Raw genomic sequence first — 13,832 nt, 5'->3', positions numbered from 1 at the left:
TATTGAGGAATGATACACTTCGCGGAGCGTTTGCGCGCCGTGCCGTTTTTTACGCCTTAGTTTGACCTCCTAAATCGCATTGATGTGTCGTGCCTGCTATATGCCTTCAACGCCATTTTGCCTTCGGGCAAAAGCTTCTAAAGAAAGATAGATACTCTTGTCCCATGTCTTAGAAGCTGCGCGCCGACGTTTTCAGCTGATCCTGATCAAGCCGTCGCATTATGACGATGATGGCTACGTAATCCGCTGGTGGCGGGCGATGATCCCCTCCAATTCGCTTGCGGCTCTTTACGGCATCGCCGCCGAATGTGCCGAGCGCAAGGTGCTCGGCGACGATACGGCGATCGACATCACCGTGATCGACGAAACCAACACCCGGATCGATGTCGCCGGACTGCTGGCGCAGTTCAAGCGCCACGACAATTTCGGCATGATCGCACTCGTCGGCGTCCAGACCAACCAGTATCCGCGCGCCCTCGATATCGCCCGTCCGTTCCGAGATGCCGGCCTGCCGGTTTCGATCGGCGGCTTTCATGTTTCCGGCTGCCTGTCGATGCTGGATGGCAAGGCGGTCGGGCTCGACGCCTGCCGCGACATGGGCATCTCGATGTTTGCCGGCGAGGCCGAGGGCCGGCTCGACATGGTGCTGCGCGACGCCGCCGCCGGCGAACTGAAGCCGCTCTACAATTTCATGAACGACCTTCCGGGCATCGGCGGCACGCCGGTTCCCTTCCTGCCGAAGGACAATATCCAGCGCACGCTCGGGCTCAGCACCAGCTTCGATGCCGGGCGTGGCTGTCCCTATCAGTGCTCGTTCTGCACCATCATCAATGTGCAGGGACGCAAGTCACGCTTCCGTTCGGCCGACGACGTCGAGAAACTGGTGCGGATGAACTGGGCGCAGGGCATCCACAAATTCTTCATCACCGACGACAATTTCGCCCGTAACAAGGATTGGGAAGCGATCTTCGACCGGCTGATCGAGCTCAAGGAGCGGGACGGCATTCCGCTCGGCCTGATGATCCAGGTCGACACGCTCTGCCACAAGATCCCTAACTTCATCGAGAAATCCAGACGCGCCGGTGTCACCCGCGTCTTCATCGGCCTCGAAAACGTCAATCCGGACAATCTGACCGCCGCCAAGAAGAACCAGAACAAGATCACTGAATACCGCAAGATGCTGCTCGCCTGGAAGGCACAGGGCATCATGACGCTTGCCGGTTATATCTTGGGCTTCCCGGCCGATACGCCGGAATCGATCCGCCGCGACATCACGATCATCCAGGAAGAGCTGCCGCTCGACGTCATCGAATTCTTCATCCTGACGCCGCTGCCCGGTTCCGAGGACCATCAGGTCCTGTGGAAGAAGGGCATCGAGATGGATGCCGATCTCAATATCTATGATGTCGAGCACGTCTGCACCGCGCATCCCAAAATGAGCAAGCAGGAATGGGAAAACATCTACCACGAGGCCTGGTCGCTCTATTATTCGCCTGATCATATGAAGACGCTGCTGCGCCGTGCCGTGGCGACGGGGGTACCGCTGGCAAGGCTCGTCAAGGTTCTCGTCTCCTTCGCGACCACCGTGCCGCTAGAAAACGTGCATCCGCTGCAAAGCGGCCTGCTGCGCCTGAAGACCCCGTCGGAGCGGCGCCCGGACCTGCCGCGTGAGAATCCGCTGGTCTTCTGGCCGCGTTTTGCCTGGGAAACCTTCAGAAAACATGCTTCGCTCGCCGGCACGATCATTGGCTTGACGATTTCGGCATTCCTGATTTCAAGGGATGCGAAGTCGAAGACCTATATGGATCAGGCCCTGACGCCGGTCGCCGACGACGAAGAAGAAACGCTCCACCTCTTCACACAGACCGCCGGCGGCGCCGCAGCCGTCAGCCATGTCAGGAAAGTCGCGCAACTGACAGCGCATTGAGCGGTAATTCTTGAACGCCGGATGACGCCCAAAAACATGGGCGGCATCAAACTCTAAGCCAATGCATGTCGATAAAGCGCGTCGCTTGAATCAAGTTTGACAACGCGCTTTGAAGGCTCCGAATTTAGTGGCCGTTTAAGCGACTTGGATCATCTGGGTCGTCTCGGCCACTTGCAGCGTGTCGACGAATTCGACGATCTTGACGGGTTTCCCATCTCGGAAATGGATCTTGTCGACGAATTCCGTATGGAAGCTCACGCCCGATGGGATGTGCCTGACCTCGCCTTCGCGGTGGGCAAAGACCATATGCTCATCTTCGTCCACATAGATGCCGGCTGTCCTGATATTCGATAGATCCCACACTGTGATAAGCTGGGTTATCGCCTGGCGAAAAGCATGCCCGCTTGATTCAGTCGAAAAAGGCGCCAGCCGTGTATTGCCGACCATGCGAAAGGTGCAACCCTCGCCGATCAGCGCCAGCGTAGCTTCGACATCGCCGCGGTCACGCACAGCATAGATTTCTTCCACGAGCTTCTTCATGTCATGCTTTGCAGTCATTTTCCGGTCCCTCCACCATCAGCGAAATCTGCATCTAATTATACTTTAACGCAACTCTTTGTTGTTTCGGATGAATAAACACAATGGAGTAGGCGGCGCGAATGAAACTGCCTGGATAATAGAAAAAGGCCCCGCACGATGGCGAGGCCTTCCAAACTTTACTGCATGATTCCTTAAATCGGAATCCGATTTCAGGATGCAGCAATTCAAAGTGTTACAGCGTCCTTAGCGCGTCTAAAAAGACGCGCGGCGCTGTAGGACTGAAAAGCGATTATTCGGCGCTTTCGTCAGCCGCCTTCTTCTTCGGAGCAGCCTTCTTCTTCGGTGCTGCTTCTTCGCCTTCACCGGCGTCAGCTGCTTCTGCCTTGGCGGCAGCCTTCTTCTTCGGCGCGGCCTTCTTGGTCTCGGCCTTCGCCTCGCCTTCTTCCTCGGCGAGCAGCTCTTCCTTCGTCACCTTCTTGTCGGTGACGTCGATTTCGGTCAGCAGGTGATCGATGACCTTCTCTTCGAAGATCGGTGCGCGGATCGAAGCGGCGGCACCCGGCTGGCTGCGGAAGAATTCGAGGATCTGCTTTTCCTGGCCCGGATACTGGCGCAGCTGATCGTAAATGGCGCGCTGCATCTCGTCTTCGCTGACCTCGACGCCGGCCTTTTCGCCGATTTCGGAGAGAACGAGGCCGAGGCGAACGCGGCGCTCGGCGAGCGTCTTGTATTCCTCGCGAGCCTTCTCCTCAGTCGTGTCTTCGTCCTCGAAGGTCTTGCCGGACTGGGCGAGGTCGTTGTTCACCTGGCTCCAGATGCCGTTATATTCGGCGTCGACGAGCGAGTTCGGGGTCTCGAACTTGTACATCTCGTCGAGCTGGTCGAGGATCTGGCGCTTCAGCTTCTGGCGGGTCAGCGAGCCGTACTGCGATTCGATCTGGCCACGGACGATTTCCTTCAGGCGATCGGCGGATTCGATGCCGAGCTTGGAGGCGAGTTCGTCGTTGATCTCGACATCGGCAGGTGCTGCGACTTCCTTGACTGACACGTCGAAGGTCGCTTCCTTGCCGGCGAGGTTTTTGGCCGGGTAGTCGGCCGGGAAGGTCACGGTGATGGTCTTCTCAACGCCGGCCTTGACGCCGACGAGCTGGTCTTCGAAGCCCGGAATGAAGCGGCCGGAGCCGAGCACCAGTTCGGCGCCCTGGTCGGTGCCGCCTTCGAAGGCTTCGCCGTCGACCTTGCCGACATAATCCATGGTGATGCGGTCGCCGTTCGCGGCCTTGCCGGTCTTGGTCTCGTAGGCGCGGGCGCTTTCGGCGACCTTCAGGACCTGCTCGTTGACTTCGTCGTCCGAGATGTCGATGACTTCGCGCGTGACCTTGATGCCCTTGACCGACTTCAGTTCGATCGGCGGCAGAACTTCATAGGAGAGCGTGAATTCGAAATCCTGCTCGGCAGCGAGGATCTTGTCGGCTTCGTCCTTGTCTTCCGTCATGGCGATTTCCGGCTGCGTGGCCGACTTCTCACCGCGGCTGGACAGGATCGCGGCCGGCTGCTCGCGGACGATCTCGTTGACGAGGTCGGCCATGATCGACTTGCCGTAGACCTTCTTCAGGTGAGCAGCGGGTACCTTGCCCGGACGGAAGCCGTTGATGCGTACCTTGTCCTTCACATCGGCAAGACGCTCATTCATCTTGTCTTGCATGTCCTTGGCCGGGATAACGACCTTGATTTCGCGCTTCAGCCCTTCAGCGAGCGTTTCGATAACCTGCATGTCTTCCTACCTTCATTTCGTGGCGGCCGTGCCCAGACGCCGTTCGTTTCGATGAGCACGACGCCGGCGATCCTGCCGCGCGTGGCTTTTCCCAATTCCTGTATCATTCCGCCCAAAGGGGAACGGCACTCGCGGGGTGTTCGGGACAACTCTCGGCTGCCCTAAGCCAACCGATTTCAGTCTCCCGCCTGCAAACAGCTTGGTGCGGGTAGAGAGACTTGAACTCCCACGCCTTGCGGCACCAGAACCTAAATCTGGCGTGTCTACCAATTTCACCATACCCGCGTTCACAAAACCGCATGCCTATGCCTGCGCATGAGGCCTTCCGGAGCGCGGCGTCTCTATATCACCCGATTTGGTCGAGGCAAAGGAAAAATGAACGGCAAATGACAGGGGACCTGCGGCCCTGCAGCCGCCCTCCTCCGAAGCGTCGTCGGATCAGTAAAGCGGCTCGTCGTAAACCGCCTTGCCGTCAACGAGAAGGCTGCGGATTTGCGCGCTTCCATCAGCCGAGACACGCACCGATATTGCGACATTGCCGTCGTTGCGGGCCTCCTCGATCGGCTTGCCCTTGCCTTCAGGAACGTAGTAGCGCTCGATGCCGTATTCGACACGCATATTGTCGCCGGCGGCAAGTCCGCCACCATAAAACGGCAGGCTGCGCAGGATCACCGTCTCCGGCTGCGGAGGCAGCTCGTGGAAGGACGATTCGGTGACGGTCCAGAAACCGTCCTCCTGCCTCTTCAACCGAACCCATAACACCCGTTCGCCAACCTCGGCCGGAATCCCGCCGGAAACCGTGTGAACCGGCACTGAGGAAATGTCGTAGTTCAAGACGACATAATCGCCGCGCAAGAAATCGCGCGGATCGACGGGCGCCGTCTTCAACAGCACCTCGGCGCCGTTGCTGAGGATCGACGCCCGGCTCTGGATGATCGTGCCGAGGATAAGGGTCTGCAGACCGGCGACGATGATGGCCGAAAGCAGATAGCCCTTGCCGGATTGCAGCTTTGCCATGAACGAGCTCATGCGCGCTCCCCCTGGGCATTCGCCGAAAAACGCCGTTCGAGACGGATGACCATCCAGGCGACCAGCGCGACCACGAGACCGGAGAAAAGGAAGAGGCTCGACGTGCCGAGGATGGAGCCGACGGTGACGGAGGCGAGATAAAGCATCTCGGCGGCAAAGGTCGCATAGGCGAGATATCGCACCGCGCCGTTATCCCTGCCGTGCAGGGCGATCGCCAGCACGGAAGCGGCAAGCGTCGCCACTCCTAGCACCACCAGCCGCCAGCCATCCTCGATCTCGATATGCAGCAGCAGGAAGCCGATTACAGCGACAAGGAAGCTGTAGAAGGCCGGAGCCGCACCGGCGCTCCTGATCAAGGAGGCGATACGCGGGAGCGGCACCGCCGTCAGGACAAAGGCCGCCATTCCGCCGATCGCGAAGGCTAGCGCCACGGCGATCTCCTCATAAAGAGTATAGAGCCAGGCGAGCCAGCCGATCAGCAGCAGATAGGCCAGATGGCGAGCCCGCTCGGCGCCGGTATACCGCACCAGCCCGATGACGATCACCGCCATGAGAGGCGCCACCCAGGGGTCGAAGCCTATCCAATGTGTGTCGTTGTTCTCAAGATAGACGGCGAAGGACGCCCAGGAGAGGAAGCCCGCGACGACTGCCACGGCACCCGAACGGAACAGGATCGCCGAGATCGTCGCGATCGCGAACCAGAGATACATCACCGTCTGCTCGTCGCCGGAGAGGTGATACATTTGCCCGACCAGCGAGATGGCGCCGCCGAAACTCATCGCGCCGATGACCAGCAAGCCACCTGCGGCCGCTGTCGCTCCGCGGGCAAGCATCCGGGCAGCGGCGATATGCACCAACCAGATCAGGGCAAGGATGCCGCCGACGCGGACAAGGCGCGGGATAGCTTCCCAGTTGGAGGCGACGACCAACAGGATGGCAGCGGCAAGCAGCACCGCCGCCAGCGCCATCAGCACCCTGCCGAGGCTGAAGCTTGCAGGGCGGCTGTCATATTCGGCGAGAAGCGCACCTGCCGTTTCCTGCCCGAGCAGGCCCTTGCCCACCCAGAGCGAGAGATCCCGCTCCAATCTGCCGCGATACATGCTCAACCCCCTGATTTCCGGAACGTCGACTGCGGCGCTGCGGCTCACGCCGTTATAGACGCAGCACGGGCGTTCGCAAACGCTGTTGCGACAAACATACAAGTTCCTCATTGGTCTAAATAGTATCGAGTGTTAACCGGCCGCTAACGGCAGAAGCGCTAATATAAGCTTATGGCCGGAGAGGCATGCGATCCTTGCATATCCCCCATGAATTTATTGCACTGCACAATACTCATTAGTCATACTATAGATCAGAACATCGAAGCGCGGGGATGGCGCCCCGGCCCGGCTCCAGCCGGATGCCCGCGGATGCTTTGTCCGTGACGAGATTCGCAGCTGCGCACTCCTCCTCCCAGCGCGTTGCGATAGACTGGCAACACTCCTCCTCCCAGTTGTCAGTCACCATCACACGCCCGCCGGATCCTCCCCCGGCGGGCGTTTTTGTTGAGCCAAAGCTTTATTAAAGCATTGATGGTTGAAGGATTTTCGTCGTGTGACGCCGTCAATGCCACATTGTCGTCACACCGCCCCACCAACCCCGTGAACAGATGCGCGACTTCCGATCCGAAGCGGAACGCCTCTTTTTTGTTGCAGAAGGACGGGCGGAACTGGCGGAGGGAGCGGCGTTTTCCGATGCGGCACCCCATTCGCCCCTCCAAATCGACCTGCTCTCCTAAAAGTCATTCTGCCTATTCGTTGACCAAAAAACGGTAAGTCTGCGTCAAATACCCTTTGAGCATTGCATCATTTGCATGGGTGATCTGAAAACTTGGCTGTTTTAGTCTTTCGCGCCGCAACATATATTCCGGTCATCAAATAGAGGTCAGCGCCGATCGGTGGCTGCTGGCAGATGAAACCCTCGGAAAGGGGCTTAACATGAACTTCTCTCGCTCTTTCAATAACTGGCGCAAGTATCGTCAGACCGTCACGGAACTCGGCCGCATGACCAACCGCGAATTGCACGATCTCGGCATCGACCGTTCGGACATCCATCGCGTTGCCCGTGAGGCTTCTTCCCGCTAATTCAAGGCGATCGCCGCTCCTCCCAAGCACGATTGCTCTCGATCGAAACGCCCGCTGTACCCACAGCGGGCGTTTTCTTTTGTCTGCACGTGGTGGCCGCGGCGGTTGCATGTTTTTCCGCTTGATTAGCCCGCTCAAAAAATATTCACCGCCTAATTGTCGAGCATCACATTGCACAATTGCATGGCAGACGCCTTTTATTTGCACTGCACAATCGGACGGTTCTCGCCTATATAGACATCAACCGCAGAGAGACAGGCGATCCCGCCGCCCCGCGGACATAGGAAGAAGACAATGAACCCGATCCGCATTGCAAAAAGCTGGCTCAGCTACCGTCGTACGCTCAACGAACTCGGCGGCCTTTCCAACCAGACCCTGTCCGATATCGGCGTCAGCCGCTACGACATCCGCAATATTGCATCCCGCTCGTTCCGCTAATAGCGAGTACGATGCTTCCAAGACGGCGCCACGAAGGCGCCGTTTTTGATTCCGGGGTACTGGGCCACGAAGGCGCCGTTTTTGATTCCCGGGTGTTGGATCGCTCCTGCCGACATGATATCAGCCCAGGATGAACACGATCTCCTCCTATTCCCCCATCCACGTCGTCGGCGGCGGGCTTGCCGGTTCGGAAGCCGCCTGGCAGATCGCCAGTTCCGGCGTTCCGGTCATCCTGCATGAAATGCGCGGGGTGCGCGGCACGGATGCGCATAAGACCGACGGCCTGGCCGAACTTGTCTGTTCCAATTCCTTCCGTTCCGACGATGCGACCAGCAATGCCGTTGGCGTCATCCATGCAGAGATGCGCATGGCGGGCTCGCTGATTATGGCCGCCGCCGATCGGTGCCAGGTACCGGCCGGCGGTGCGCTCGCCGTCGATCGTGACGGCTTCTCCGAGGCGGTGACCAAGGCGGTCCATGACCACCCGCTCATCACCGTCGTGCGTGAAGAGATCACCGGCCTGCCGCCCAGTGACTGGGATCTTGCCATCGTTGCCACCGGACCGCTGACGGCGCCGTCGCTCGCGAGCGCCATCCAGGCAGAAACCGGCGAGGATTCGCTCGCCTTCTTCGACGCCATCGCGCCGATCGTCTACCGCGAGAGCATCGACATGGATATCTGCTGGTATCAGTCGCGCTACGACAAGGTCGGGCCTGGCGGCACCGGCAAGGATTATATCAACTGCCCGATGGACGAGGCGCAGTACAATGCCTTCGTCGACGCGCTGATATCAGGCGACACGGTCGGTTTCAAGGAATGGGAGGGCACGCCTTATTTCGACGGCTGCCTGCCGATCGAGGTGATGGCTGAACGCGGCCGCGAGACACTGCGCCACGGACCGATGAAGCCAATGGGGCTGACGAACGCGCATAACCCGACAGTCAAGGCCTATGCCGTCGTGCAGCTGCGGCAGGACAATGCACTCGGCACGCTCTACAACATGGTCGGCTTCCAGACGAAGCTGAAATATGGCGCGCAGGCGGACATTTTCCGGATGATCCCGGGTCTGGAAAATGCGGAATTTGCCCGTCTCGGCGGCCTGCACCGCAATACCTATATCAACTCCCCAACCCTGCTCGACCGGTCACTGACGCTAAAATCGCGGCCCGGCCTGCGTTTTGCCGGCCAGATCACCGGCTGTGAGGGTTATGTGGAAAGCGCCAGCGTCGGGCTGATGGCCGGGCGTTTCGCCGCCGCCGAACGCAAGGGCGAGGCGATCTCGCTACCGCCGGCGACGACGGCGCTCGGCGCGCTGCTCGGCCACATCACCGGTGGGCACATCGTCTCCGACGAGGAGCCGGGCAAACGATCGTTCCAGCCGATGAACATCAATTTCGGGCTGTTTCCTGAGCTCCAGCCGGGCTCGATCGTCAAACCTGAAGGCGTCAAGCGCTTCCGCGGCAAAGACAAGACGATCATGAAGCGGCAGTTGATCGCGCGGCGTGCTCTTGCCGACTGCGCGACCTGGCTCGGTCAAGAATCGACGCTTGCCGAAAGCGCCTGACCGGCGTTTTCAAGTGCATCGGACCCGGCTCGTGCGACCCGCGTGAAGTCTTTGCTTTTATGCATGTCGCCCAAAAGCGCTGCACACTTTTGGGCGACCTGCATTACTGCTTGGTCGCGGCCGAAATATTGCCGGGCGGCAGGTCCTTATCCGGCTCGGCGATATAATTGCCGAGCAGCCAGAGCGAAACCTCCGAGGCTTCCTTGGCGGAAGCGAATTCGAAATCGCCGTTGTGATAGGGTGCATCGAGGAAGTCGATCACCAGTCCCCGGCCCGTTTCCGAGCCCACGACGCGCACCCGACCCGGCTCGATCAGATGGCAGGCGAAATGGCGCGACATGTTGCGCATGAAGCCCGCCTTGTCGTCGTGCAGGCGCACGAAGACGGCCTGGCCGTTTTCCGTCGCCTGCAGCTGACGGATCGCCTCGTTCGGAAAGGCGCGGCCGAACTCGATGATGGCGAGGCCCGTGTCATGCAGGCCGTCTTCCTTGTTCTGCGCGGCCATGCGCGTTGCCACGAAAGCAATGAAAATGACGATGGCGAAAAGGACGCACCAGACGATAATGCCCACGCCGAGTCTCCGTTCAAAGGGTAGCGGTGGAAGCCTTGTAGCGCGCGAGACTTGCGCGAATTTGACCGATATCAGATTTTTCGGAGTGCGGCAGCCAGCCCCATCCGCAGCTGGCGGCGCCACTGCGGCGGCTGCAGCGGCCGGTCAAACAGCAAGGCGCCTCGTTTCTGCGCCCTGATGAGCACCGGTTCGGCAATCGTCGCCGGCAGGAAGGCCGGAAAGACAGCTAGCGCAATCGGTCCCGCCGCCCTCGCCTTTGCCAGATGTTCGCGACCGAGGCCGGCGAAGGCCTCGATGGCGGCAGAGATGCGCGGCCGGTCTTCGCCGGCGAGGAAGGCATCGCGGTCGAGACCGGTGGCGGACAGGATCTGCAGCGGAATATAGATCTGGCCACGGCGGCGATGCAGCGGCATCAGCAGCAACAGCCCGGCGACCGCTTGGGCGACGCCGGCATGGCCGGCGGCGTCGGCCGAGCGTGCGGCCTCCTCCGGCGAAAGCACCAGGCTTGCGAGCTGGATCAGCGCGGATGCCGTTTCGCCGGCATAGCCTTCAAGCGAAAGACGTGTCTCCATCGGATCGTCATAGAGATCGAAGGTGCGGGCCCCGATCATGTCGATCAGCGTCTTGCGCGGCAGGCGGTGCGTTTCAATCGCCATCAGAAGCGCCGCGGCGACGGGATTAGCCGCCGTCGAGCCGTGTGCGCTGCCCTCCAGAAGATCGTGCCAATATTGTAGCCGCACCTCCCCGGGCAACGGCTCGTGCACGAGATCGCGGATGCGGGCAAGCTCGGCATTGAAGGCATAGAGAGCCGCAAGCGCGCCGCGCTTTTCCTCTGGCGACAGCAGACAGGCGAGGTAGCGGTCGCGATCGCTCTCACGCAGCATCGCCAGGCAGATCTCCTGGTTCGTCGCAATATGCGCTTCGGTCATCGTCAGACCGCAATCAACGCCGCGGCGACGGCACGTTGCTCGGCGAGCATGATATTGAAGGTGCGCACTGCGGCCCCGGTGCTCATCGGATCGGAGGAGATGCCGCGCGATTTCAGCGCCAGCTTCAATTCCTCGGGCAGGCGGCGAAGCTCGGTTCCAGTACCGACGAGCAGAACCTCGATATCACTAGCCTCATCAAGCACGCGGCGGAAATTTTCAGGCGACAGCGCTTTCGACATATCCATGTCCCAGCCATGAATGCCGGAGGGCAGGCAAAGGATCGAGCCACGATGCGACATGTCGGCAAAGCGAAAGCCGCCATTGCCGTAAGCATCGATCGGAGCGCGCCCGGGGAAATGCGCAGCGCGGATTTCTATGCCTTTTGCCATGTTTCAAACCACCGTGCCGGATTTTACACCGGCATCCGTCTTGTTGCTCTCTTCCCCGTCGGGAGCCTCCGGCCGCAGCCGGAAGACGATCAAGACAGGAGCGGCGATATAGATCGAAGAGAAGGTGCCGAGAGCGACGCCAAAGAGCATCGCAAAGGTGAAGGAGCGGATGACTTCGCCCCCAAAGAGAAAGAGCGCCAGCAAGGCGGTCAGCGTCGTCGCCGCGGTCAGAACGGTGCGCGACAGCGTCTGGTTGATCGAGGCATCGATCAGGATCGGCAGCGGCATCTTCTTGTATCGCTTGAGATTTTCGCGCATTCGGTCATAGACCACGACCGTGTCGTTCAGGGAATAACCGACGACGGTGAGCACGGCGGCGATGCTCGTCAGGTTGAACTCGATACCGGTGAGGACGAAGAGACCAAGCATGATGATGACGTCGTGCAGCGTTGCGACGATGGCGCCGACCGCGAACTGCCATTCGAAGCGGATCCAGATGTAGATCAGGATCGCGGCTAGTGCTGCAAGCACGCCGAGCGTCGCCATCATCGTCAATTCGCCCGAGATCGCGGGTCCGACGACGTCAACGCGGCGAAAATCATAGTCCTCCTGGAGCTCGCCGCGCACCAGCGTCGCCGCCGACTGCTCGGCATTTTCGCCGCCGCCCTGGGAAGCGATGCGGATCCGCGCGTTCGACGGTCCGCCCGTGCGCTCGACGCGCACGTCGCCCAGATTGAGATCATTGAGGCGCGAGTGGAGATCGGCGATGTCGGCATTGCCCTGCTTCGCCGTCACCTCGATGAGCGAGCCGCCAGTGAAATCGATGCCGAGATGCAGGCCGACGGTGGCAAAGGCGGCCATGGCAATCAGCGAAATGACCGCCGACGCCGTAAAGACATAACGGCGGATTCCCATGAAGCGGATATTGGCGTGTTCAAAAAGATGCGCCAGAACGCTCTTCGGCAGATGTCGAGGACGGCGCGCTCTCAGCCAGACGGCAACGATCGAGCGCGTCAGGGTGAAAGCCGTGAAAACAGTCGTCAGGATGCCGACCGCCAGCGTCACCGCGAAGCCGCGGATGGATTCGCTGCCGAGGAAAAAGAGGATGATGGCGGCGATGAAGATCGTCACATTCGCATCGATGATCGTTGCAAATGCGCGTGAGAAACCGCGGCCGACGGCCTCCGCAAAGGAATGGGTGGTCTTCTCCTCTTCGCGGATACGCTCGTAGATCAGAACGTTCGAGTCGACCGCCATGCCGACAATCAGCACGATGCCGGCAATCCCGGGCAAGGTGAGCGTCGCGCCGGCAAGGCTCAGCACCGCGACGATGAGCATCAGGTTGAAGAAGAGCGAGACGACGGCGATGACGCCGAGGATGCGATAGAGCGCGATCATCAGTGCCGCGACCAGCACGACGGCGACGAGACCGGCAACGAGGCCGCTGAAGATGGAATCGGCGCCGAATCTCGGGCTGACGCTGCGTTCCTCAACGCTGGTCAGCGTCGCCGGCAAGGCGCCGGCGCGCAGCATGATCGCAAGGTCGCGGACGCCATCTTCCGAGAAGTTCGCCGAAATCCGGCCCTCACCGCCGGTGATTGCCGCATCGATAACCGGTGACGACATCACCTGGTCGTCGAAGACGATGGCAAGGTGCTTGCCGATATTCTGCCCCGTCGCCTGCGCCAGCCGCTGCGTACCTTCCGCATCGAGACGGTAGGCAATCGCGGTATCCTGCGTCTGCTGATCAACGACAGGCTCGATATCGACCATGTTGCTGCCAGTGGCGAAAGCCGCGCGGTCGACCAGATAAGGTACCGGCGGATCGTCAAGCGAATAGAGCACCTGCGATGTCGCCGGCCAACGGCCGTTCAGCGCCTCCTGCCCCGACATGCTTTCGTCGATCAGATGAAAGGAAAGTTTGGCCGGCTGGTTCAGGATGTTCTTCAGCCGCTCAGCATCGACCGATCCCAGCACCTGCACGACGATCCGGTCGGCGCCATCCGGGCGAACAAGGAAATTATCATAGCCGAATCCGGCGATACGGCGGCCAACGATATCGAGCGACCGGGTCCGCGCGGAAGCAACGTCAGCGGTAATGCCGGCGTCGGAAATCTGCAGCGAGAGCTGCCCCTCCGCGCCCTGCTGCAGCGCGACCCCAGGTCCCGAATGTCCGCCAACCGTCGTCAAAGGCTTCAGGAGATCGACCGCCGCCTGTGTCTGCGCCGGATCGGTGATGCGGACGGTGACGGTCTGGTCATTGCCGGTCAGCCCGGTATAGCGGATGCCAGCGCCGCGCAGCGCGTTGCGCACATTGGCGACCGCCTCTTCCAGGCGGTCCTTGACGATATCGGAACGCTCGACCTTCAGAACGATATGCGAGCCGCCCTGCAGGTCGAGACCAAGCACTACGCGGTCGTGCCGCAACCAATCCGGCAGGGAGGATCGCTGCGCCTCAGTCAGCAGATTGGGCGCAGCGATGGCGATGGCCGCAAACGCGACCAGCCAAATCAGAAGTGTTTTCCAGCGGGAAAAATGCAACATTCTC

Annotated in this window: 13 protein-coding genes and 1 tRNA gene; 4 read left to right on the top strand and 10 right to left on the bottom strand. The window is 60.4% G+C overall.

Going from position 1 to position 13,832, the window contains the following annotated elements; genetic code table 11:
* Nucleotides 1-157: 157 nt before the first annotated feature.
* Nucleotides 158-1,927, top strand: a complete 1,770-nt coding sequence (locus ACD590_RS08500; protein WP_439002429.1) for a B12-binding domain-containing radical SAM protein — start codon at nt 158-160, stop codon at nt 1,925-1,927.
* A gap of 135 nt (nt 1,928-2,062) precedes the next feature.
* On the opposite strand, the gene ACD590_RS08495 is transcribed toward ACD590_RS08500, so the two are convergent.
* The 6 genes from ACD590_RS08495 to ACD590_RS08470 all read right to left on the bottom strand — a co-directional run bounded on the left by ACD590_RS08495 (nt 2,063) and on the right by ACD590_RS08470 (nt 7,017).
* Nucleotides 2,063-2,485 (bottom strand): nuclear transport factor 2 family protein, encoded by a 423-nt coding sequence (locus ACD590_RS08495; RefSeq protein ID WP_168299246.1) that lies wholly within the window; start codon nt 2,483-2,485, stop codon nt 2,063-2,065.
* A gap of 271 nt (nt 2,486-2,756) precedes the next feature.
* Nucleotides 2,757-4,241 carry a trigger factor gene (tig, locus tag ACD590_RS08490; protein WP_018241811.1) on the bottom strand — a complete coding sequence of 495 codons (1,485 nt, stop codon included), beginning with the start codon at nt 4,239-4,241 and terminating at the stop codon, nt 2,757-2,759.
* A gap of 200 nt (nt 4,242-4,441) precedes the next feature.
* Nucleotides 4,442-4,526, bottom strand: a tRNA-Leu gene (locus ACD590_RS08485).
* Between the two features lie 153 nt (nt 4,527-4,679).
* Entirely contained in the window at nt 4,680-5,270 is a 591-nt protein-coding gene (locus tag ACD590_RS08480; protein WP_439002428.1) for a GDYXXLXY domain-containing protein, read from the bottom strand.
* Nucleotides 5,267-6,370: a DUF2157 domain-containing protein gene (locus ACD590_RS08475; protein ID WP_112902772.1), complete on the bottom strand. Its 1,104-nt coding sequence runs from the start codon at nt 6,368-6,370 to the stop codon at nt 5,267-5,269. Before ACD590_RS08475 ends, ACD590_RS08480 begins: the two co-directional genes overlap by 4 nt.
* Before the next feature lie 395 nt (nt 6,371-6,765).
* Nucleotides 6,766-7,017, bottom strand: coding sequence for a hypothetical protein (locus tag ACD590_RS08470; RefSeq protein WP_439020965.1), 252 nt, complete (start codon nt 7,015-7,017; stop codon nt 6,766-6,768).
* A gap of 229 nt (nt 7,018-7,246) precedes the next feature.
* Between ACD590_RS08470 and ACD590_RS08465 the strand changes: the two genes are divergently transcribed.
* The 3 genes from ACD590_RS08465 to trmFO all read left to right on the top strand — a co-directional run bounded on the left by ACD590_RS08465 (nt 7,247) and on the right by trmFO (nt 9,395).
* Nucleotides 7,247-7,393: a DUF1127 domain-containing protein gene (locus ACD590_RS08465; RefSeq protein WP_010067591.1), complete on the top strand. Its 147-nt coding sequence runs from the start codon at nt 7,247-7,249 to the stop codon at nt 7,391-7,393.
* Nucleotides 7,394-7,687: 294 nt separating this feature from the next.
* Nucleotides 7,688-7,831, top strand: coding sequence for a DUF1127 domain-containing protein (locus ACD590_RS08460; protein WP_003573524.1), 144 nt, complete (start codon nt 7,688-7,690; stop codon nt 7,829-7,831).
* 130 nt (nt 7,832-7,961) lie between these two features.
* Nucleotides 7,962-9,395: a methylenetetrahydrofolate--tRNA-(uracil(54)-C(5))-methyltransferase (FADH(2)-oxidizing) TrmFO gene (trmFO, locus tag ACD590_RS08455; RefSeq protein WP_439002427.1), complete on the top strand. Its 1,434-nt coding sequence runs from the start codon at nt 7,962-7,964 to the stop codon at nt 9,393-9,395.
* 103 nt (nt 9,396-9,498) lie between these two features.
* On the opposite strand, the gene ACD590_RS08450 is transcribed toward trmFO, so the two are convergent.
* The 4 genes from ACD590_RS08450 to secDF form a co-directional block, all read right to left on the bottom strand.
* Entirely contained in the window at nt 9,499-9,966 is a 468-nt protein-coding gene (locus ACD590_RS08450) for a hypothetical protein (RefSeq protein WP_439002426.1), read from the bottom strand.
* A gap of 71 nt (nt 9,967-10,037) precedes the next feature.
* Nucleotides 10,038-10,895 (bottom strand): phytoene/squalene synthase family protein, encoded by an 858-nt coding sequence (locus ACD590_RS08445; RefSeq protein ID WP_439002425.1) that lies wholly within the window; start codon nt 10,893-10,895, stop codon nt 10,038-10,040.
* Between the two features lie 2 nt (nt 10,896-10,897).
* Entirely contained in the window at nt 10,898-11,284 is a 387-nt protein-coding gene (locus ACD590_RS08440) for an Mth938-like domain-containing protein (RefSeq protein ID WP_439002424.1), read from the bottom strand.
* A 3-nt stretch (nt 11,285-11,287) separates the two neighbouring features.
* Entirely contained in the window at nt 11,288-13,828 is a 2,541-nt protein-coding gene (gene secDF / locus ACD590_RS08435) for a protein translocase subunit SecDF (RefSeq protein WP_439002423.1), read from the bottom strand.
* Between the last annotated feature and the right edge of the window lie 4 nt (nt 13,829-13,832).

This window comes from Rhizobium sp. 862_C5_N1_2 (assembly GCF_051811205.1).
In the GTDB taxonomy this organism is placed as follows: domain Bacteria; phylum Pseudomonadota; class Alphaproteobacteria; order Rhizobiales; family Rhizobiaceae; genus Rhizobium; species Rhizobium leguminosarum.
This window is presented reverse-complemented; position numbering and strand designations above follow the sequence as displayed.

Bases quoted from the DNA above. Each gene is read 5' to 3' on its own strand.
- ACD590_RS08495 (WP_168299246.1), bottom strand. From the start codon at position 2,485: ATGACTGCAAAGCATGACATGAAGAAGCTCGTGGAAGAAATCTATGCT.
- tig (WP_018241811.1), bottom strand. From the start codon at position 4,241: ATGCAGGTTATCGAAACGCTCGCTGAAGGGCTGAAGCGCGAAATCAAG.
- ACD590_RS08480 (WP_439002428.1), bottom strand. From the start codon at position 5,270: ATGAGCTCGTTCATGGCAAAGCTGCAATCCGGCAAGGGCTATCTGCTT.
- ACD590_RS08475 (WP_112902772.1), bottom strand. From the start codon at position 6,370: ATGTATCGCGGCAGATTGGAGCGGGATCTCTCGCTCTGGGTGGGCAAG.
- ACD590_RS08470 (WP_439020965.1), bottom strand. From the start codon at position 7,017: ATGGGGTGCCGCATCGGAAAACGCCGCTCCCTCCGCCAGTTCCGCCCG.
- ACD590_RS08465 (WP_010067591.1), top strand. From the start codon at position 7,247: ATGAACTTCTCTCGCTCTTTCAATAACTGGCGCAAGTATCGTCAGACC.
- ACD590_RS08460 (WP_003573524.1), top strand. From the start codon at position 7,688: ATGAACCCGATCCGCATTGCAAAAAGCTGGCTCAGCTACCGTCGTACG.
- trmFO (WP_439002427.1), top strand. From the start codon at position 7,962: ATGAACACGATCTCCTCCTATTCCCCCATCCACGTCGTCGGCGGCGGG.
- ACD590_RS08445 (WP_439002425.1), bottom strand. From the start codon at position 10,895: ATGACCGAAGCGCATATTGCGACGAACCAGGAGATCTGCCTGGCGATG.
- ACD590_RS08440 (WP_439002424.1), bottom strand. From the start codon at position 11,284: ATGGCAAAAGGCATAGAAATCCGCGCTGCGCATTTCCCCGGGCGCGCT.
- secDF (WP_439002423.1), bottom strand. From the start codon at position 13,828: ATGTTGCATTTTTCCCGCTGGAAAACACTTCTGATTTGGCTGGTCGCG.